Origin of the sequence: Streptomyces griseochromogenes (assembly GCF_001542625.1) — a bacterium.
Classification (GTDB): Bacteria; Actinomycetota; Actinomycetes; order Streptomycetales; family Streptomycetaceae; genus Streptomyces; species Streptomyces griseochromogenes.
This window is the reverse complement of sequence record NZ_CP016279.1, coordinates 716146-735467: the sequence shown is the minus strand read 5'-3', so window position 1 is coordinate 735467 and position 19322 is coordinate 716146. Positions and strand designations below refer to the sequence as shown.

Sequence of the window (19322 nt, the reverse complement as noted above, 5' to 3'; positions counted from 1 at the left end):
GGCCCTGGTCCGGCGTGTGTCTCAGGTTCTCGCCCAGCTCTGGGAGGCGGCCCCCGACTGGCAGGTCGCCTCGGCCACTCCCCCGCCGAAGGCGAGGTCGAGGCAGCCGCCGTCGTAGACGGTACGCAGGGAGTTGCCCGAGCCCGTCCTCCACCGCAGGCCGCTGCTGCCCTGGGAGCAGTCCCCGACGAAGACGGCCTGGTTGTTGCCGTTGGCGCTCAGGCAGGCACCGGTCGAGACATTGACGACCTTGACGCTGCCGCCCGCCGCGCTGCGGAAGGTCCAGTGGGCGGTCGGGTCCGAGCAGTCGCCGAGGCCCGTGGAGCCGTAGACCTGGGTCAGGCACTTGCCGTTCTCACCGTTCTTGAGGCGGAAGGTGCCCGAGCCGGGACCGGCCGTGGAGGTTCCGCCGGAGGAGGAGCCGCCCGGGGAACCACCGGAGGCCGAGCCCCCCGAGGAACCGCCGGAGGAACCGGTGGAACCTCCGGAGCCGCCGGAACCGGAGCCCGGATCGCCTCCGGTGCCGCTTGAGCCGCCCGCCGGACCCGAACCGCCCAAGCCGCCCGGTCCCTCCGCGCCGCCGTCCGAACCTCCCTTGTGCGGCTTCTTCTCGCCCGCGGGAGAGGCCGAGCCCTTCCTGCCCGGCTTCTTGGTGCCGGAAGGACTCTCGGAGGGCTCGCCGGGTGCCGGATCGGCCGACGCGGAGACGGAGGCTTCGGGGGTACCTGCGGTGCCCTTGCGGCCGGAGTCGGTGGCGTACGGCAGGAGCTGGAAGGCCAGGGTCGCCGTACCGACGACGATCACGGCCGGTACGACGGCCACCAGGACGCGCCTGCGGCGCTGTTCGCGTGGCCGCTTGCCCTGCCGCTGCTCCGCGGGAGGCCGTACGACCACCTCGGGCCCCGGCTCGGCCTCCGGCTCCGGTTCGCGGTGCGGCTCCGGCACCTCCGTCACCTCCGGCACCACCGCCGCGAACTCCGCCCGCCCGGTGAGTCGTTCCGTGACGGACCCGGGCCACAGCGGCGACTCGGACGGGCCCCGTCCGTCGGCCAGTTCGAGGAGTTCGGCGGCGGTGGGCCGGTCCTCGGGGTCCTTGTCCAGGCAGGACGCGACGACGGCGGCCAGTTCGGGGTCGGCCGCGCGCAGCTCCTCCAGGTCGGGCTGCTCGTGCACGATCCGGTAGAGCACGCCGTGCCCGGACTCGTCGCCGAAGGGCGGCCGCCCCGATCCCGCGTACGCCACGACGGAGCCGAGGGCGAAGACGTCCACGGCGCCGGTCAACACCCGTGCTCCCGAGGCCTGTTCGGGAGACATGTAGGCGGGGGTGCCCACCACCATGCCGGTCCGGGTCAGCTGGCTCTGCTCGGCGGCCCGGGCGACGCCGAAGTCGATGAGGGTGAGCCCGTCGAGGGTCAGCATGACGTTGGACGGCTTGACGTCCCGGTGCACCATGTCCAGCTCGTGCACCGCCACCAGTCCTGCCGCGGCCTCCCGCAGCAGCAGCCACAGCGCCTCGGGCGGCAGCGGCCCGCCGTTGAGCTCGACGGCCTCGCGCAGGGTCAGGCCCGGCACGTAGGCGGTGGCGAACCACGGCGGCCGGGCGGCGCGGTCGCCCACGAGCAGTGGTGCGGTGGCCCCTGCGGGCAGCCGGGCGAGGTTGTCCAGCTCGTGCCCGAAGCGGCGGACGAAGTCCTTGTCCTCGCCGACGACGGAGGGCAGTACCTGTTTGACGGCCGCGTACCGGCCCTCGTGCACGCCGAGATAGACCCGTCCCATGCCGCCGGCGCCGAGCCGTCCGACCAGCGGGATCGGACCGATCCGGCGCGGGTCGTCGTCCTCCAGCGGCTCGACCCCGTTGTGGTCCCCGTTCAACTCTCTCCCCCAGTTGTCAGCGCGCGTACGAGCCTAGGCCCACGAGGCAGTACACGTACTCGTTCACGGCCGCGCCGTTGAGCGTGTAGCGGTACGAAAAGGCGTACTGCGTACGGGGGTTGCTGTTGCAGCGGCTCATGTCCGTGCTGAACGGGATGGTCTCGATCACCTTGTAGTGCGCGTCGGACGCCGAGCAGGAGACCTCCTCGACGCCGCTGACCTCCTGTGCGGTTGTGGAGGTGGGCAGGGTTCCGTTGAGGCAGGTGCCGGACGTAAACGGACTCGGCTCCTCGCTCACGCCGCCGTAGGGAGCGCCGGTCCCGTAGGGGTCGCCGGTACCGCTGGGGGCGCTGGACTCGTACGGGTCACCGGTGGCCGGATCCCGTGTGTACGGGTCGTAGGTGGTCGCAGATGCCGAGGGGCTGTACGAGGAGCCGTCCGCGGAGTCGTCGGACGAACCGTCGCCGCCCCGGTTGGTCAGCACCACCAGCAGCACGACCACGACGGCGACGCCGAGCACGCCGAGACAGGCGATCCCCCGCTTCTGGGCGCCCTGGGCCGCGGTGGTCGTGCCCGACGCGGTGACGTGGACCCTTAACAGCAGCTCACGCTCGCCGGCCCGCAGCCGTACGAGATCGCCGTCGCGGACGGGCGGGATGCGCACGGGCGGCACCCCCGTTTCCGACGGCAGCCTCAGGACCGTTCCGGAGGCCGCCTGCTGGGGCGTGAGCGAAATGTGGATCTCGGACGACTCGGGCGACGACACCGGCGGCTCCCTGGTGTGAGGATGTGCATCAGTGTGGCGCAACAGGCCACTGTTCTAAAAGATCTTTCTAGAAAAGTATTCCAGAATGAGTCGCAAACAGCAGCGGGGTGAAGCCACCGTCGAGCAGCTCCTGGACGCCGCACTGCGCGTGTACGCGGAGGGGGGCGACCAGGGGCTGACGGTCAGCGCCGTCACCAAGGCGAGCGGGGTGAGCCTGGGCAGCCTCTACCACCACTTCGGCAGCATCGACGGCCTGATGAACGCGCTGCTGACGCGCTGGCTGGAGCGGCTGCTCGGTGAGCTGGTCACGGCCGTGCAGGGCACCCGGACCGCCCACACCGGCATCCGGGCCCTGGTCGGCGCCTACCTGGCCTTCGTCCAGGAGCACCGGGACGCCGCACGGCTGCTGCACTCCTCCTACGCGGACCGCCAGGGGATGGCCGACGGCAAGCGGCTGCGCGACGCCCAGGAGGCCCGTCTGTCACCGCTCGCACAGTGGGCCCAGGCGTACGTCGCCGCCGGTGAACTCGCCCCGTTGCCGCCGCCGTTGATCGAGTCGCTGATCCTCGGTCCGGTCGTCGGGCTCTCCCGCCGCTGGCTGTCCGGCATCGACGACGTCGACCTGGACGAGGCGGCGCTGATCCTGCCGGAGAGGATCTGGCGTTCGGTCGCCGCCGAGCCGAAGTGACCCCGGTGGCGCACACACAGCGGCGGGCCGGTACCGCGTCCGCGTCGAACGGATGCCGTACCGGCCCGGGTACGGGCTGAGGATCAGCTCCAGCGCTGGCGCGGGGCGCCCGAGTCGGAAGCGGTGTTGACGGCCCCGCTGGGCGCCACCTGGAGGGTGCGCCCGGTGGCCTTGTTCTTCAGCCGCCAGCCCGAGGAGTCATGGGTCTCGTACCACTTCTGGTAGTTGCCGCCGTTGCACGCACCCACGTACACGGCGCCGTTCCTGTTGCTGTCGAGGCACTTCCCCGTGAGGTGGTGCTTCATGGTGTAGGAACCGTCGGAATGCTTGCTCTCGTCCCACTTCATGCTGGCCCCGGTGGCGGAAGTGGTGCGGACCTTACCGTTGAAATACGCGAGGTACTTGCCGTTGCTCCTGTTCTTCCAGGTGACGGCGTGGCCGGCGGCGAACGCCTGCCCCGTACCCGCGAAGGCCAGCACCGGGGCCAGAACTGCCGCGGCGGCCAACTTGCCCGTCAAGCGCTTCTTCATGGAGCTCCCCCGTCAAGAGTGGTCTCTGCATGCCGAATCGAGCGTCAAGGACGGCGTCACGCTACCCCGGCGCGATCACCCCCACCATGCGGTTCCGGCCGGCGCAGCCGCGACGACGACAGGATCGACAGCAGGTGGGCCGGGACCATCAGCCAGGTGACCGCGGCCAGTGCGACCAGTGCCCAGCGCGTCGCGTCGACGCCGCCGGTGACCGTGTCGACGGCGGCCGCCGCGAGCAGTACCAGCGACGCCTCGATGCCGTTGGTCACCCGGTGGATCTTGAAGGCGGCCGCCAGCCGCCGCACCGTGGCCACGCCCTGCGAGCGCGGCCGGGTCGACTCGTCGTCGGCGACGCCGAGCCCGCGCCGGGCCCGGGCCACGTCCACCAGGTCGGTCGAGGCCTTCAGCAGGACGACCCCGAGCGCGGTGGCGACACCGAGCGAGAGCCAGCCGCCGAGCCCGTTCTCCGCGGCCCGGAACCCGATCCCCGCCATCAGCGCCGCGTCCGCCAGATACGCCCCGAGCCGGTCCACGTAGATCCCCGTCGCGCTGTTCTGCCCCTTCCAGCGGGCGACTTCGCCGTCCACGCAGTCGAAGAGCAGGAACAGCTGCATGAGGACGACGGCCAGCACGGCACCCGTGAGGCCGGGGACCAGCAGGGCCGCGCCGGAGGCGATCCCGCACACCACCATGGTCCAGGTGAGCTGGTCCGGGGTGACCGCGGTGCGCACCAGCTGCCGGGTGAACCGCAGCGAGACACGGCGCATGTACAGCCGGCCCGCCCAGTGCTCCCCGTTGCGGCTCGCCAGCTTGGCGTACGGCTGGCAGACCTCCCGCAGCTCCTCCAGAACCGGGGCAGCGACCATGGGCGTTTCCCTCCCGCGTGATGTGATCGGGCCAGGGTACAGACGCGTGTCGCACCCCCGTTCGGGGGCGCGGCACGTTGCCGCGGGGCCCTCGCCGGGGGACAGTGAGGGTATGGATCAGGCACTGGCCCGCGCCTGGCTCGCCACCGCCGTCGCCGAGGCCCGTACCGGACTCGCCGAGGGCGGCATCCCGATCGGCGCCGCCCTCTACGGCGCCGACGGCACCCTGCTGGGCCGCGGCCGCAACCGCCGTGTCCAGGACGGGGACCCCTCCCTGCACGCGGAGACCGCCGCGTTCCGCGCGGCGGGACGGCGGCGCACCTACCGCGGCACGACCATGGTGACCACCCTGTCCCCCTGCTGGTACTGCAGCGGCCTGGTCCGTCAGTTCGGGATCTCCCGGGTGGTGATCGGCGAGGCGGTCACCTTCCGCGGCGGACAGGACTGGCTCGCCGCGCACGGCGTGGAGATCGTGCTCCTCGACGACCCCGGGTGCGCCGGCCTGATGCGCGCCTTCATCCGCGACAACCCGGCTCTGTGGAACGAGGACATCGGTGAGTAGTACGCGCATTCCGACCATCGATCTGCGGCCCTGGCTGGACGGCGGCTCCGAGGCCCGCGCCGCCGTCGCCCGCACCGTCGACCAGGCCCTCAGGACCGCCGGCTTCCTGCTCGTCACCGGGCACGGCGTCGACCCCGGCCTGCGCGCGCGGATCCGTACCGTCGCCCGGGACTTCTTCCTGCTGCCACAGGAGGTGAAGCGGCCGTATGCGGCCAGGGTCGGCGGGCGCGGGTGGCTGGGGCCGGGGGCCGAGGCCAACGGGTACGCGGAGGGCACCGAGACTCCGCCCGACCTGAAGGAGTCGCTGACCTTCGCCACGCACGAGCCCTTCGACGATCCGGTCGTCAACGCCGAGTGGTACGGGCCCAATGTGTGGCCGGCGGAGGTCCCCGGACTACGGCCGCTGTGCGAGGAGTACCTGGCGAGGATGGCCGATCTGGAGAAGGAACTGCTGACGCTGCTGGGGTACGCCCTCGGCCTCGAACCCGACTTCTTCTCCCGGCACATGGACCATCCGACGTACGGGTTCAACATCAACTGGTATCCGGGGACCGAGGTCGTCGGCGAGCCCGAACCCGGGCAGTTCCGGATCGGCCCGCACACCGACTTCGGGACCGTCACCATCCTGGACCGGCAGGCGGGCAAGGGCGGCCTGCAGGTGTACACGGATCCGGCGGACGGAGGTGCCGGCTGGGAGGACGCGCCTTATGATCCGGCCGCGTTCACCGTCAACATCGGTGATCTGATGGCCCGTTGGACGGGGGACCGGTGGCGGTCGGGGCGGCACCGGGTACTGCCGCCGCCCTGCGACGCGCCCGCCGAGGAGCTGATGTCCCTCGTCTACTTCGGCGAGTGCACCCCGGGCACAGTGGTCCGGTCCGTGCCGGCGCCGGTGGGCCGGGTGGCGTACCCGCCGGTCGACTCGCACGTCTACCTGCGGGAGAAGCTCGATTCCATCACCGTCGGCTGATCACTGGTCACTTTCGTAATCCAACGGACATCACTGACTCTGGTCCGGGGCAACTTCCCCTTCTTACACTGCTGTTGAGGGGGAGATGCGGTGCACAGACGCTTGCACGGGCGCGCAGCGCTGTTCGACGTCGATCCGGCCGGTCTCGCGCCGCGCCTCGTGGGCCTGCGGCCCCATCAGCATCGCAGTCATCCGTTCGAGCACCCGGGCGAGCCGCCCTTCGTGGTGCTCACGGGCGCCCGCGGTCTGGGCAAGAGCGCGGTGCTCACGGAGTTGCGGGACGCCTACCAAGGGCATACGCCGGTCGCGCTGATCGACTGCGCGGAGGAGCAGTTCGCGGGGCCGCCCGAGGGCCGGCCCGCCGAGTCCTGGTCGCCGGTGGCGCAGGCGCTGCTGGTGATCGCCGAGCAGCTGGCGGAGCCGGTGACGGGCGCCGGGCGGATCACCTTTCCCCGGCTGATGTCGGGCCTGGTGGCGGTGGCCGCGGGCGGCTGGGGCGACGCCGACTCGGAGCGGATCCGCAGGGAGGTCGAGCGGATCCTGCTGCTGAACGAGAGCGGCTCGTGGATCAGCGGGTTCGCCGGGCGCTGGGCCGGAAGGGTGGCCGCGAAGGTGGTGGCCGCGGCCACCGGCACCGGGCCGCTGGTGTCGGGCGCGATCGAGGCGACCCTGGAGTCGGTCGCCGAGGGCTTCACCAGCCGCCGGCACCAGAAGGCGTCCGTGTGGTACCGGACGTACCCGAACGCGGGCGGGCACGCCCAGCGCGGGCTCATTCTGCTGTCCGGCCACTTCCGGGCGGGCGGCACCTCCCGCGAGCACGCGGAGCGGTATCTGGTGCGGGCGCTGCTGGCCGATCTGACGGAGGCGTACGCGGGGGTGCTGCCGCGCATGCGGCGCCTCGGCCGGCCGCTGGTGCTGATCGACAACACCCAGTCCGCGCCCGGTCCCGGGTTCGTCGACGCCGTGCTGCGCGACCGTGCCGAGGGCGTCGCGGACCAGGTGGCGTTCATCGCGGCCCGGCGCGGCGAGGGCCGCGAGGAGCTGCCGGGCGCCATCCGGCGGGAGCTGCCCGAGGTGGCCCGGCGCGGCGACTGGACCCCGGACGCGGCGCCCTCCTCACGGGCGCTGCTCGTGGCGCTGCCCGCGCTGAGCCCGGACGACACCCTGCACATCGTCGGCGCCGTCTGCGGCGACACCCCGGTCCCGCCCCAACTGCCTCATGCCACCCACCGGTTGACGGCCGGCAACCCGCTGGGCATCGCCCTGCTCGCCGAGTCCGCCGCGCAGAACCTGCCCGGATCCGCCTCGCTGGGCGAGCTGCTCACCGCCGGCGTACGGCCCGGCGAGGACGAGCCCGCGGTGCCCGCCTACCAGGCGCTGCTGGACCGGCTGGTGCCCGCCGAGCACCTGGACGAGCTGACCGTGCTGGCCGCCGCCCACGACCACGACTCGGCCTGCGCGCTGGCCCGGGCCCTGCTGCCGGACACCTTCGGACCGGCGGACGTACGGGCCCTGCAGACCCGGCTGGCCGAGGAGGGGCTGCCGACGGTGCCGGGCCGGTTCGTCGGCGATCCCTTCGTCCGCACCCTGCTGCTGCTCAGGCTGCATCTGCTGGACGCCGACCACGCGTTCTGGCGTACCGCGCACGAGACGCTGATCGCGCACTACCCGGACCCCGGGCACGCCCGCTTCCGGCTCCATCACGAACTCGCCCTCGGCGTCACGGAGCCGGCGGTCGCCCACCTGCGCGACACCTTCCCCACCCTGGACACCCGCACCTGGCTGCGCACCCTGCGCTTCGTCGCGTCCGCGCCGTACTTCCACGCGCACGACGCCGAGGGCCGCGACTTCACCGGCCACGGCGACCGGCGGGCCGCGGTCGCGCTCGGCCGCACGGACGCGGGTCACCGGGTGCCGGACGACGTGGACGCCGTACTGCACCTGCGCATACGGCGGTTGCTGCAGGCGGTGTGGCAGCTGACCGACCCGCTGGTGCTGCCCGATCCGACGGTGTGCCAGCGGCTCCGCTTCGAGCTGGAGCAGCTGTCCAACCTGCGGCCGGCGGGCAACGCGCTGCTGTGGCGGGCGTCGAGGGACTGGCCGGCGGCGGCGCTGGCGGGGCACCCCCTCGGGGACCCTGCCGACCCCGGCGACCCCGACGACACGGACGACGGCCCGGACGACCGGAGCGGGGAGGCGTGATGGCGCGCACAGACGTGGGCACATGGATACGCGAGAGCGTGTGGGAGATCCCGCTGCGCCGCTATCTGGCCCTGCTGGTCACGGCGGCCCTGGTGACGGGGCTGGTGTTCGCGGTGCGGGCACTCGCGCACGAGGACCGCTCCTGCGCGCCCGGGGTGTCGCGGCCCGAGGGCAGCGCCGAGTGCGTGGGCGTGGCGACGGGCGCGTACGACTTCGGACACACCCAGCTGCGGGACGTCGTGCGGGCGATCGCGCGGGAGAACGACCGGCTCAAGCCGGGCAGTTACGTGTCGGTGGCGCTGATGCTCCCCTACAGCTCCGCCTCGCCGACCAACCTGAACGACATCCAGCACCAGTTGCAGGGCGCCTATCTGGCGCAGTACCAGGCCAACCACGACTCCAACGGGCAGGAGCCCGCGATCCGGCTGGTGCTCGCCAACCCGGGCGCGACCGGGGACCACTGGCAGCGGGCCGTGGACCAGCTGGAGCGGATGACGAAGAGCGCGGACCGGCTGCGGGCCGTGGCGGGCATCGGGCAGAGCACCGACAACAACAAGAAGGCCGTCAAGGCCCTGACCGGGCGCGGGATCCCGGTGGTCGGCTCCTCGATCACCGCCGACGACCTGGCCAACGGGCAGGGCGGCAAGGACCCTTACCCGGGGCTCGCCCGGGTCTCGCCGACCAACACCGACGAGGCCCGCGCGCTGGCCTCGTTCGCCAAGGTCACCGCGGGCAAGGCGCTGCTGGTGTACGACAAGCCGGGCGACCCCTACACACGGACGCTGCAGGAGTCGTTCGCGGCGCTGATCAAGGGCTCGCCGTACGAGCCGCAGCCGTTCACGCCGCCCGCGGACCGCAGCGAGGAGGGGACCACCGCGAACACCTTCCGGCAGATCACGCATCTGGTGTGCGACACCTCCCGGGAGACGGACACGATCCTGTTCGCGGGGCGGCACACGCAGCTGCGGCAGTTCATCAACGCGCTGGGCGGGCGCGGCTGCCAGGACCGGTCGTTCACCGTGCTGACCGGCGACGAGGCCTCGTATCTGACGCACGAGAGCGATCTGGACCGCGCCGCCCTGCGCCACCGTCTCTCCGTGCGCTACACCTCCCTCGCCCACCCGGACGCCTGGACGAAGGACCCGGCGAGGACGGGCGGCTCGGCGGCGGACTTCGGGGTGCTGCGACAGCTGCTGACCACCGCCGGGCGGGGGCCCGCCGGGCCGATCGGGTCCGCCGCCCTGGACGACGGCCAGCTGATCATCGGCTACGACGCGCTGCAGCTGGCGGTGCACGGCATTCGCGAGGCGGTGCCGGACGGGCGGAGCTTCCCGGCCCTCACGGACGTCGGTCTGCAGTGGCCGCAGGTCAAGGGCTCCTTGCGGGTGAGCGGGGCGAGCGGCTGGATCTGCCTGGACATGCACGGCAACCCGTACGACAAAGCCGTGCCGATCGTGGAGCTGACCCCCGAGGGCAGCTCGCGGTTCGTGAAGATCGCCTGGCCGGAGGGGAAGCCGCCGGCGAAGCAGTGCCTGCCGCCGTCCTAGGCCGGGGAGGGCCTGAGATTCTCGATCAGACGTTCGAAGCGGGCCCGCCAGCCGGCCTCGGACTCCCCCTCGCCCTGGAACTCATGGGTGAAGCGCAGCACGCATCCCTCGCCCCCGGCCCGCTCCAGATGGAACCGGATCCGGCCACCGTGTCCCACGGTGTACTCGGCGACACGGTCCACGTCCCACGCGGTGACCCGCCCCGTACCCAGGTCACGCAGGGCGACGATGCCGTCGAGCCGGGGCTCCAGGACGTCGGCGGCGGTGAACCAGGACCCGAGCCCCTCGGGGGTGGCCACCGCCGTCCAGACCTGCTCCATGGGCCGCGGGAGCCTCACCAGGAAATGGAGTATGTGCGTGTTCCCGTGCGTCTGACTGATGCCCTGTTCGATGGAACCGCTCATGACACCAGCGTCGCGCCGGCCGCGGGTTCCCGCACCCGCGGGATGCAGGCACCAAAGATTCCCGTCCGGCTTGCGTCCGTACGACGAAGGCCGGTTCCCGTGGCGTGCGCCACAGGAACCGGCCTCGGTGTCGGGGGACTTACACGCCCGCGTAGGAGTGCTTGCCGCTCACGAAGATGTTGACGCCGTAGTAGTTGAACAGCCAGCAGCCGAAGGCGATCATCGCCAGGTAGGCGGCCTTGCGGCCCTTCCAGCCGGCCGTGGCCCGGGCGTGCAGGTAGCAGGCGTAGGCGACCCAGGTGATGAAGGACCAGGTCTCCTTCGGGTCCCAGTTCCAGTAGCGGCCCCAGGCGTCGCCCGCCCAGATCGCGCCCGCGATGATCGTGAACGTCCACAGCGGGAAGACGGCCGCGTTGATCCGGTAGGCGAACTTGTCGAGCGAGGCGGAGGCGGGCAGCCGCTCCAGCACCGAGGTGGCGAAGGAGCCGGGCTTGCCGCCGGTCTGCAGCTTGTTCTCGTACGAGTCCTTGAACAGGTACAGGATCGTGGCCACCGCGCCGACGTAGAACACCGCGCCGCAGAAGATCGCGGTGGAGACGTGGATGTACAGCCAGTACGAGTGCAGGGCGGGGACCAGCTGGTCGCTCGCGGTGTAGAGGACGGTGACCGCGAGGCCGAGATCGAGCAGGACCGTGGTGATCAGGAACAGGCCGAGCCAGCGCACGTTCTTCTTCAGCGCCAGCAGCGCGAGGTACACGGCGACGGCGACCGTGGAGAAGGTGATGTTGAACTCGTACATGTTGCCCCACGGCGCCCGCTGCACGGAGGCCGCGCGAGTGACGACCCCGGCCAGCTCCACCAGGAAGGAGAGCACCGTCAGGGAGATGGCGATGCGCCCGTACAGGTCGCCCTGCTCGTCACCGCCGTGCGCACCCGGCCCGTCCGGCACGTCGCGGGCGCCGGAGGTGGAGCGCACGACGACCTTGGGCCGCTCCAGCACGGCGGTCCCGCCGGCCTGCTTGACGGTGACTGCGGGCGCCCCCGCCTTCCGCGCTCCGTCGCCGGTCAGCGCCGCGGCCGTACGGGCCACCTTGCTGCGGCTGCCGAAGAGCCATTCGGCGATGTACGCGAAGAAGGCCAGCGTGTAGACGGCCATCGAGGAGTAGATCAGCGTGTTGCTGATGCTCGCCAGGTGTTCGTTGGTCGCTACGGCGAGATCGTTTGCGGCGGCGAGAGTCACTTCTCAGCCCCTTCGGCAGGTACGACTTCGGAGTCGGGGGTTGCTTCGTTGGTTGCTGAAGAGCCGTCGGGGTCGGGTGCCCCCGGCGCCTGCTCGTAGAGGGTTCCGGCGAGGTCGCCGAGTTCTTCGGGCACCTTGGCGGACTCGCTGCGGCCGAGCCCGGCCATCTCGACGACCGTGACGCCGTCGGCGCCGCGCACCGCCCGCACCCACACGCGGCGGCGCTGGATGAACAGCGAGGCGGCCAGACCGAAGATCGCGACGAGGGCACCGCCGAGCGCCCAGCCGGTGCCCGGCTCCTGGACGATCTCGAAGCCGGCCCACTCCTTGACGTCCTTCTCGAAGGTGATGGACCCGGCACCGTTCGGCAGCTGCAGGGTGTCGCCCGGCCTGAGCAGCTTCTTCAGCAGCTGCCCCTTGGCGTCCTTGAACTGCTTCATGCGCTTGGTGTCGAGCTGGTACACGTTCTGCGACTGGCCCGCGTCGACGCCCAGAGAGCCGTGGTATGCGTTCACCGCGAGGAGCGGGTTCAGCAGCGCCGGGAACTGCGAGAGCATCGTGCCGCTCTTCGGGTCGAAGGTCGGCACGAAGAAGGCCTGGAAGCCGAGCTGGTCCTTGTTGCCCTTGCCGTCGCGGTAGCCGTCCATCACCTTGATCACGCCGTTGGAGGTGACGTTGCCGTCGAGCGGCAGCAAGGGCACCGCGTCGTGGTAGACCTCCTTGCCCCGGCCGTCCCGGACGGTGATGACCGGCGCGTAGCCGTGGCTGACGAGGTAGACCTTGGCGTCACCGATCTTCAGCGGCTCGTTGACCTTGATGCTGGTCGACTTCTGCTTGCCGTACGCGCCCTCGCTGTAGGTGATCTTCGCCCGGAAGGTGCGCGGGGTGCCCCGGTTGGGGCCGCTGGCCTCGTAGGTGGCGTGGAAGTCCTTCAGGCCGAAGCTGAAGGGCACGAGGTCGTCGGGGGTGAACATGCTGCCGGACTTCATGTCGTCGTACATCGGCAGCGCGTTGGAGAAGCCGTCGCCCTCCACCATCAGCTTGGTGCCGTCCGACTTGAACATCTGGCCCGAGGCGAAGGCGACCAGCAGCACGATCAGCGCGATGTGGAAGGCCAGGTTGCCCACCTCGCGCACATAGCCCTTCTCGGCGGCGACCGCGTCACCGGCGATGTGGGCGCGGAAGCGGCGCTTCTTGAGCAGCGCGAGCGCGGCCTCGCGGACCTCGTCCGGCTCGGCGGTGGTGCGCCAGGTGGTGTAGGCGGGCAGCCGGGTCAGCCGCCTCGGGGCGCCCGGCGGGCGGCCGCGCAGCTGGCCGACGAACTGCCAGGTGCGCGGGATGATGCAGCCGATGAGGGAGACGAACAGCAGGATGTAGATCGCGGAGAACCACACCGAGCTGTAGACGTGGAACAGACCGAGCTTGTCGTAGATCGGCGCGAGCGTCTTGTGCGCCTTGCGGAAGTCGTCGACCTTGTTCAGGTCGGCGCCGGTCTGCGGGATGAGCGAGCCGGGGATCGCGCCGAGCGAGAGCAGCAGGAGCAGCAGCAGCGCGACCCGCATGGAGGTCAGCTGCCGCCAGAACCAGCGGGCCCAGCCGATGACACCGAGACCGGGCAGGCCGCCCGCGATCTCCTCCTGCGGGGCGGTGGACAGCTGGGATCCTGCCGCCCCCAGGTCCTCCTGGTCCTGGCCCTTGTCGGTTTCGGTCTTGCTCATCGATCAGATCCCCACATTGAAGCCGCTGGACCAGCCCTGCATCTCCTGCACGAGACTGTCCCACGCCCCGGTCAGCAGCAGCACACCGGTCACGATCATCATCGTGCCGCCGATGCGCATCACCCAGACATAGTGGCGCTTGACCCAGCCGAAGGCGCCGAGCGCCTTGCGGAAGGCGACCGCCGCGAGCACGAAGGGCAGCCCGAGGCCCACGCAGTAGGCGACCATCAGCACCGCCCCGCGCCCGGCACTCGACTGCTCGATGGCGAGGCCGTTCACCGCCGCGAGGGTCGGGCCGATGCAGGGCGTCCAGCCGATGCCGAACAGGGCTCCGACTATCGGCGCGCCCACCAGGCCGGTCGTCGGTCGCTTGTGGAAGCGGAACTCGCGTTGGGTGAACCAGGGCATCAGCCCCATGAAGAACACGCCCATGGCGATCATGAGCACGCCGAGGACCTTGGTCAGAACGTCCTTGTGCTCCTGGAGGGTCCAGCCGAAGGAGCCGAACAGCGCCCCGCCGGAGACGAACACGGCGCTGAAGCCGAGCACGAACAGGGCGGCTCCGGTGGCCATGCGCCCGCGTCTGGCGTCGGCCAGGTCGGTGCCGGCGACCCCGGTGACGTAGGAGAGGTAACCGGGGACCAGCGGGAGCACGCAGGGCGAGAAGAAGGAGACGAGCCCGCCGAGCAGGGCGATGGGCAGGGCGACCAGCAGGGCGCCGTGCTTCACGGTCTGGTTCTCGGCGGCCAGCGTGACGAGTGCGCTCACGTCACTTCTCCGCGAGGACCGGCTTGAGCATCTTCAGCAGGGTGGTGTCGTCGAGCGCCTCCAGCGCCCGCGCGGCGACCTTCCCGTCCTTGTCGATGACGAGCGTGGAGGGGATCAGCTGCGGGTTGAGCGTGCCCCTCTTGAAGCGGAGCATCAGCTTGCCCGTCGGGTCGTACAGGCTCGGGTAGTCGATCCCGTGTTCCTCCTCGAAGGCGACCGCGGGGGTGGTGCTGGTGTCCCGGGTGTTGATGCCGACGAACTGGACGCCCTTGCCCTCGTACGCCTTGGAGACCTTGGAGAAGTACTGGGCCTCCTCCCGGCACGGCCCGCACCACGAGCCCCAGACGTTGATCACGACGACCTTGCCCTTGTAGTCGGCGACGTCCAGGGGCTTGCCGTCGATGGTCTTGCCGGACAGGTCGGGGGCCGTGGCCCGCTTGCCCTTGGAGACCGTGCTGATGCCGTTGTTGCCGGTGACGAAGTTGGTGTTTCCGCCGCCGCCGGAGGTGCCGCCGTTACCGCACGCGGACAGGGTCAGGGCCGCTACGGCGGCCCCGGCGCTGAGCAGGGCGGCGCGGCTACGGGTACTCATGTGAAAAGTTTCGCATGCCCGTTCCGAGGATCTCGCGCACCCCCCTGCCGGGCAGAAATCCGCATTTCAGGAGGTATTTACTCCGGACATTCCGGGCGGCTCCCCCGGCCGCCCCCGGAAGTCCCTCAGGCGGCGTCCGAGGAGGCCGACTTGGTGTCCCGCAGGAAGTCCTTCCAGCCGCCGGACGGCTGCTGCCCGACCCCCAGCGTGCGCAGCTTGGCGAGCACCTCCGGCTTCTGGACGTCCACCCAGTCCACGAACTGCCGGAAGGAGACCAGGCGCACATCCGCACCCTTCTCCTTCTCGCGCGCGATGTGCTTGAAGGCCTCTTCGACGGAATCCATGTAGATGCCGCCGTTCCAGTGCTCGAAGTGGTTGCCTATGAAGAACGGCGCCCGGTTTGTCCTGTATGCCCGCTCGAAGCCCGCGATGTACGCCCCGGCGGACTGCTTGCGCCAGCCCGGGTAGTTGTAGGCGGGCGCCTTGGTCGAGTTGAGCGACTGGTTGGCGAGCATGTTGTAGTCCATGGACAGGACCTCGAAGGAACGGCCGGGGAAAGGTATCTGCTGCAACGGCAGGTCCCAGATCCCCAGCTTCTTCGTCGGCCACACCTGAAGGCCGCCCGACGAGGAGGCGTCGTAGCGCCAGCCCAGCTTCTTGGCGGTGGGCAGCAGGTTGTTCTGACCGAGCAGACAGGGCGTACGGCCGCCGGCCAGCTCCTTGTCGTAGTCGAACGGCAGGGAGGGCATGTCCGTCCAGCCGGTGTTGGTCCGCCACTCCTTCACGAACGCCTTGGCCTGGCGTATCTCGCTCTCCCACTGCTGCGGGGTCCACCACTTCACCGAGCCATGGGCTTCGCCGCAGAAGTGCCCGTTGAAGTGGGTGCCGATCTCGTGCCCCTCCAGCCAGGCCCGGCGCACGTTGGTCAGCGTCGCCTTGATGTGCGGGTCGCTGAGGTAGCCGATGTCGGAGGCGCCGCGCAGGTTGTTCGGCGGCTCGTACATCCGCTTCTTCCCCTCGGGCAGCAGATAAAGCCCCGAGAGGAAGAAGGTCATGCTCGCGCCGTGCTGCTTGGCCAGGTCGAGGAAGCGCGGGAAGAGACCGTTGCCGACCTCGCCGGCACCGTCCCAGGAGAAGATCACGAACTGCGGCGGGGTCTGGCCCGGCTCCAGCGGCTCGGGCTTGCCCGGCTGATGCGGCTGCTTGCCGGTGAAGGAGGTGGAGCCGTCGCCGATGGGACGGCCCTTGGCCCCGGCGTTCCCGCCTCCGCCGTCCGAGCCGTCTCCGGAACCGGATGCGTGCCCGCCGCCGTCCGAGGAGTTGAGGGACCCGCAGCCGGCGAGACCGGCGGCTGCCGCCGCGCCCGCGCCGAGGCCGAGTATTCCCCTCCGGGAAAGGGTCCGGGAGTTGGTGCGCATGGAAATCCCCGATTCATCACGCCCGCTGGTGGTCATCCAGTGAGAGGACGTGACGATCGGGGAGGTTCAGTTTGGTTCACATATTTTTCGTAACATCCCGGGCAAAGAAGCCCTAAGACATGTCAAACGGACTACCAGAAGCGGCAGTTACGCGCCAAAAGCCTTGCTCTTCCCCTTCACGGGCTTGACACCCGCGCGCAGATGGGCCGGAACGAGATCTATGGCGGGCTCGGCGTAGCCGACGGAGACGATCCTGTCGCCCTGATATGTGAAAGTCGTCAGGGAGGCGAGCGTGCACTGCCGCTTGCGCGGGTCGTGCCACAGCCGCCGCTTCTCGACGTAGGAGCGCACGATCCAGATCGGCAGCTGGTGGCTGACCAGCACCGCCTCGTGCCCGCGGGCCTGGTCCTTGGCCGCGTTCAGCGCGCCCATCATCCGCACGACCTGGTCGATGTAGGGCTCGCCCCAGGACGGCTTGAACGGGTTGACCAGGTGCTTCCAGTTCTCGGGCTTGCGCAGCGCGCCGTCGCCGACCCCGAAGGTCTTGCCCTGGAAGACGTTGCCGGCCTCGATGAGCCGCCCGTCGGTGGCGAGGTCGAGACCGTGTGCCTTGGCGATCGGGGTGGCGGTCTCCTGCGCTCGCTCCAGCGGCGAGGCGACCACATGGGTGACGTCCCGCGAGGCGAGGTGGTCCGCGACCCGGTCGGCCATCTGCCGGCCGAGCTCGGACAGGTGGTAGCCGGGCAGGCGCCCGTACAGGATCCCGTCCGGGTTCTCGACCTCCCCGTGCCGCATGAGGTGGACGACGGTGATGTCCTTGCTGTTGTCGCTCACGCGGTGGCCTCCGCAGCCGCCCGGGCCGCCGCCGGAAGGGCGTCGGCGATCTTCTGGATGGCCCGCTCGTCGTGGGCCGTGGACACGAACCAGGACTCGAAGGACGACGGCGGCAGATAGACGCCGTTCGACAGCAGCGAGTGGAAGAAGGCGGTGAAGCGGAACGACTCCTGCCGCCGGGCGTCCTCGTAGTTCCGCACCGTCCGGTCGGTGAAGAACACGGAGAACATGTTGGAGGCGGTCTGCAGCCGGTGGGCGACGCCCTCCTTGCTCAGCGCCTCGCCGACGAGGCCCCGGATCTGCTCCGACACGGCGTCGACCTTGTCGTACGCGGCGTCGTCCAGGAGCCGCAGCTGGGCGAGGCCGGCGGCGGTGGCGACGGGGTTCCCGGAGAGGGTGCCGGCCTGGTAGACGGGCCCGGCGGGCGCGAGGTGGGCCATGACATCGGCCCGTCCGCCGAAGGCGGCGGCGGGGAACCCGCCGCCCATCACCTTCCCGAAGGTCATGAGATCGGGCTTGACCCCGTCGATCCCGTACCACCCGGCCCTGCTGGTCCGGAACCCGGTCATGACCTCGTCGGAGATGAACAGCGCACCGTTCTTCCGGCAGGCGTCCTTGAGCCCCTGGTTGAACCCGGGGTCCGGCGGCACGACGCCCATGTTGCCGGGCGAGGCCTCGGTGATCACGCAGGCGATCTCGCCCGGGTGCCGGTGGAAAGCCTCGTGGACGGCCTCCAGATCGTTGTACGGCAGCACGATCGTGTCCCCCGCCTGGGCGCCGGTTACGCCGGGCGTGTCGGGCAGCGCGAAGGTCGCGACGCCGGAGCCGGCCGCGGCGAGCAGGGAGTCGACGTGTCCGTGATAGCACCCGGCGAACTTGATCACCTTGGACCGCTGGGTGAACCCGCGGGCGAGCCGGATCGCGGACATGGTCGCCTCGGTCCCGCTGCTGACGAGCCGCACCTGCTCGACGGGCTCCACCCGGGCGACGATCTCCTCGGCGAGTGCGACCTCGCCCTCACCCGGCGTACCGAAGGACGTACCGCGCGCGACCGCCTCCTGGACGGCGCCGATGACCTCGGGGTGGGAATGCCCGAGGATCATCGGCCCCCAGGAGCACACCAGGTCTACGTACTCGCGCCCGTCGGCGTCGGTCAGGTACGGCCCCTTGCCGGAAACCATGAACCGCGGCGTGCCGCCCACGGCGCGGAAGGCGCGCACCGGCGAGTTCACACCGCCCGGTGTGACGACGGACGCACGGTCGAAGAGCGCCTGTGAGACAGGCGCTTCATAGGGATAGGGCAGTTCGCTCATGGCACTCATGACGTGCGACTTCTCCGACTTCTCGGACTCCGGTTGCGTGGTGACCTCCTCAGGGTAGGCCGCGGCCCGCTCCGGTTGCGGCCCACCTCGGGATCGGAGCCGCGATCGCGGCCGTGGCATCTGCGAGACTGACACCTGATACACACAGCTCATGGGCACGTACTAGTCAGGAGCTGTTGAAGATCCTGCGGACTGGTGTTTCACCGCACGTTTCGGCGGGCGGCCGTGGGGGAGGTCACTGACACGATGATCGGGTTGCGCGGCGGGGGCCACGCGTCCTAGAAAAGCAGTCGGGTGGAGATATGCATCGCGGTGGCGGACTGGGCGAGGGGACTGATGACCTGGGTCCTCGACGTGCCCGGCGGGGAAGGCACCGGCGCGAGGCGGAGGAAGCGACCGAGGCACGTCAGACTGAGGCACGTCAGGCACAGGGTGTACCGAGTGAGCCCGAGCGGTACGACCGGCAGATCGACCGGCAGCTGGACGAGTATCCGGACCGGCCGATCGACAGTCGGCTCGACCACCGGGCCGACCGCTTGCGGGCGGGGAGCAGAAATGGTGGTCGGGTGGGGGTGACGTACAAATACTTCGGCGCGCCTGACGGCGCGACCGCGGCCCGCGTCCCCATCTCGATGCGCCCCGAGGAACTCGGCGGCGACGAGCTGGGCATGAACGGCATGTTCACCAAGATCAAGCCGGAGACGATGGCCGCGATGGTGCTGACCGGCATCGAGGGCGTGCCCCTGCACAAGGTGCCGCCCCTGGAGCTGGTCGTCCTGCACCCCGACTACGCCGTCGTCAAGCTCCCCATGACGGTCGTCGACCCCCTGCGCGGCATCGGCGAGGAAGCGGTGGGCGCGGCGGCCTTCATCTGGTCGACGGTGCCGGACCGGGGTGGACCTCGGGACGCGTTCAATGTGTACCAGCTGCTGCACGAGTGGCAGGACTTCTCGCACCGGCTGCATGAGGCGGGGCATCAGCCGTATTGCCTCGTGTGGCCCTGAGCTGGGGTTTCGTGGGGTT

The 19322-nt window shown here is 70.6% G+C and carries 18 protein-coding genes; 6 read left to right on the top strand and 12 right to left on the bottom strand.

Going from position 1 to position 19322, the window contains the following annotated elements; genetic code table 11:
• Positions 1–21 precede the first annotated feature (21 nt).
• Together AVL59_RS03450 and AVL59_RS03445 are read right to left on the bottom strand one after the other, a co-directional pair.
• Complete coding sequence (locus AVL59_RS03450) at positions 22–1872, bottom strand: serine/threonine-protein kinase (protein ID WP_067299729.1); 1851 nt, start codon at positions 1870–1872, stop codon at positions 22–24.
• 16 nt (positions 1873–1888) lie between these two features.
• The gene (locus AVL59_RS03445) at positions 1889–2638 is read right to left on the bottom strand and encodes an LppU/SCO3897 family protein (protein WP_067299728.1); all 750 of its coding nucleotides are present in this window, start codon (positions 2636–2638) and stop codon (positions 1889–1891) included.
• 85 nt (positions 2639–2723) lie between these two features.
• On the opposite strand from AVL59_RS03445, the gene AVL59_RS03440 reads away from it, so the two are divergent.
• Positions 2724–3326 carry a TetR/AcrR family transcriptional regulator gene (locus AVL59_RS03440; RefSeq protein WP_067299727.1) on the top strand — a complete coding sequence of 201 codons (603 nt, stop codon included), beginning with the start codon at positions 2724–2726 and terminating at the stop codon, positions 3324–3326.
• Positions 3327–3409: 83 nt separating this feature from the next.
• Here AVL59_RS03440 and AVL59_RS03435 read toward each other — a convergent pair whose 3' ends face one another.
• On the bottom strand, positions 3410–3856 hold the full coding sequence (locus tag AVL59_RS03435; protein ID WP_067299726.1) for an RICIN domain-containing protein: 447 nt from the start codon (positions 3854–3856) through the stop codon (positions 3410–3412).
• A gap of 56 nt (positions 3857–3912) precedes the next feature.
• Complete coding sequence (locus AVL59_RS03430) at positions 3913–4722, bottom strand: CDP-alcohol phosphatidyltransferase family protein (protein WP_067299725.1); 810 nt, start codon at positions 4720–4722, stop codon at positions 3913–3915.
• A gap of 112 nt (positions 4723–4834) precedes the next feature.
• On the opposite strand from AVL59_RS03430, the gene AVL59_RS03425 reads away from it, so the two are divergent.
• The 4 genes from AVL59_RS03425 to AVL59_RS03410 all read left to right on the top strand — a co-directional run bounded on the left by AVL59_RS03425 (position 4835) and on the right by AVL59_RS03410 (position 10003).
• On the top strand, positions 4835–5284 hold the full coding sequence (locus AVL59_RS03425; protein WP_067299724.1) for a nucleoside deaminase: 450 nt from the start codon (positions 4835–4837) through the stop codon (positions 5282–5284).
• Entirely contained in the window at positions 5277–6254 is a 978-nt protein-coding gene (locus tag AVL59_RS03420) for an isopenicillin N synthase family dioxygenase (RefSeq protein WP_067299723.1), read from the top strand. The genes AVL59_RS03425 and AVL59_RS03420 overlap by 8 nt, the downstream gene beginning before the upstream one ends.
• Positions 6255–6344: 90 nt before the next feature.
• Complete coding sequence (locus AVL59_RS03415) at positions 6345–8456, top strand: hypothetical protein (RefSeq protein WP_067299722.1); 2112 nt, start codon at positions 6345–6347, stop codon at positions 8454–8456.
• Positions 8456–10003 carry a type 1 periplasmic-binding domain-containing protein gene (locus AVL59_RS03410; protein WP_067299721.1) on the top strand — a complete coding sequence of 516 codons (1548 nt, stop codon included), beginning with the start codon at positions 8456–8458 and terminating at the stop codon, positions 10001–10003. Before AVL59_RS03415 ends, AVL59_RS03410 begins: the two co-directional genes overlap by 1 nt.
• Here AVL59_RS03410 and AVL59_RS03405 read toward each other — a convergent pair.
• The 8 genes from AVL59_RS03405 to hemL form a co-directional block, all read right to left on the bottom strand.
• Positions 10000–10407 carry an SRPBCC family protein gene (locus AVL59_RS03405; RefSeq protein WP_067299720.1) on the bottom strand — a complete coding sequence of 136 codons (408 nt, stop codon included), beginning with the start codon at positions 10405–10407 and terminating at the stop codon, positions 10000–10002. The genes AVL59_RS03410 and AVL59_RS03405 overlap by 4 nt on opposite strands.
• A gap of 139 nt (positions 10408–10546) precedes the next feature.
• Positions 10547–11647 (bottom strand): c-type cytochrome biogenesis protein CcsB, encoded by a 1101-nt coding sequence (ccsB, locus tag AVL59_RS03400; RefSeq protein WP_067299719.1) that lies wholly within the window; start codon positions 11645–11647, stop codon positions 10547–10549.
• A complete protein-coding gene (resB, locus tag AVL59_RS03395) occupies positions 11644–13365 on the bottom strand; it encodes a cytochrome c biogenesis protein ResB (RefSeq protein ID WP_067299718.1) in 1722 nt (573 codons plus the stop codon). Before resB ends, ccsB begins: the two co-directional genes overlap by 4 nt.
• Positions 13366–13368: 3 nt before the next feature.
• A complete protein-coding gene (locus AVL59_RS03390) occupies positions 13369–14133 on the bottom strand; it encodes a cytochrome c biogenesis CcdA family protein (RefSeq protein WP_067299717.1) in 765 nt (254 codons plus the stop codon).
• A 1-nt stretch (position 14134) separates the two neighbouring features.
• Positions 14135–14725 (bottom strand): TlpA family protein disulfide reductase, encoded by a 591-nt coding sequence (locus AVL59_RS03385; protein ID WP_067299716.1) that lies wholly within the window; start codon positions 14723–14725, stop codon positions 14135–14137.
• A gap of 125 nt (positions 14726–14850) precedes the next feature.
• A complete protein-coding gene (locus AVL59_RS03380; RefSeq protein WP_067299715.1) occupies positions 14851–16143 on the bottom strand; it encodes a polysaccharide deacetylase family protein in 1293 nt (430 codons plus the stop codon).
• A gap of 147 nt (positions 16144–16290) precedes the next feature.
• The gene (locus tag AVL59_RS03375) at positions 16291–16938 is read right to left on the bottom strand and encodes a histidine phosphatase family protein (protein WP_067316847.1); all 648 of its coding nucleotides are present in this window, start codon (positions 16936–16938) and stop codon (positions 16291–16293) included.
• 35 nt (positions 16939–16973) lie between these two features.
• Entirely contained in the window at positions 16974–18290 is a 1317-nt protein-coding gene (gene hemL / locus AVL59_RS03370) for a glutamate-1-semialdehyde 2,1-aminomutase (RefSeq protein ID WP_067299714.1), read from the bottom strand.
• 575 nt (positions 18291–18865) lie between these two features.
• On the opposite strand from hemL, the gene AVL59_RS03360 reads away from it, so the two are divergent.
• Positions 18866–19303, top strand: coding sequence for a hypothetical protein (locus tag AVL59_RS03360; RefSeq protein ID WP_003974483.1), 438 nt, complete (start codon positions 18866–18868; stop codon positions 19301–19303).
• Positions 19304–19322: the final 19 nt, after the last annotated feature.

What these genes read in the sequence shown, in the direction of transcription:
- AVL59_RS03440 (WP_067299727.1), top strand. Translation starts at nt 2,724, where the DNA reads ATGAGTCGCAAACAGCAGCGGGGTGAAGCCACCGTCGAGCAGCTCCTG.
- AVL59_RS03435 (WP_067299726.1), bottom strand. Translation starts at nt 3,856, where the DNA reads ATGAAGAAGCGCTTGACGGGCAAGTTGGCCGCCGCGGCAGTTCTGGCC.
- AVL59_RS03430 (WP_067299725.1), bottom strand. Translation starts at nt 4,722, where the DNA reads ATGGTCGCTGCCCCGGTTCTGGAGGAGCTGCGGGAGGTCTGCCAGCCG.
- AVL59_RS03425 (WP_067299724.1), top strand. Translation starts at nt 4,835, where the DNA reads ATGGATCAGGCACTGGCCCGCGCCTGGCTCGCCACCGCCGTCGCCGAG.
- AVL59_RS03410 (WP_067299721.1), top strand. Translation starts at nt 8,456, where the DNA reads ATGGCGCGCACAGACGTGGGCACATGGATACGCGAGAGCGTGTGGGAG.
- AVL59_RS03405 (WP_067299720.1), bottom strand. Translation starts at nt 10,407, where the DNA reads ATGAGCGGTTCCATCGAACAGGGCATCAGTCAGACGCACGGGAACACG.
- resB (WP_067299718.1), bottom strand. Translation starts at nt 13,365, where the DNA reads ATGAGCAAGACCGAAACCGACAAGGGCCAGGACCAGGAGGACCTGGGG.
- AVL59_RS03385 (WP_067299716.1), bottom strand. Translation starts at nt 14,725, where the DNA reads ATGAGTACCCGTAGCCGCGCCGCCCTGCTCAGCGCCGGGGCCGCCGTA.
- AVL59_RS03380 (WP_067299715.1), bottom strand. Translation starts at nt 16,143, where the DNA reads ATGCGCACCAACTCCCGGACCCTTTCCCGGAGGGGAATACTCGGCCTC.
- AVL59_RS03375 (WP_067316847.1), bottom strand. Translation starts at nt 16,938, where the DNA reads ATGCGGCACGGGGAGGTCGAGAACCCGGACGGGATCCTGTACGGGCGC.
- hemL (WP_067299714.1), bottom strand. Translation starts at nt 18,290, where the DNA reads ATGAGCGAACTGCCCTATCCCTATGAAGCGCCTGTCTCACAGGCGCTC.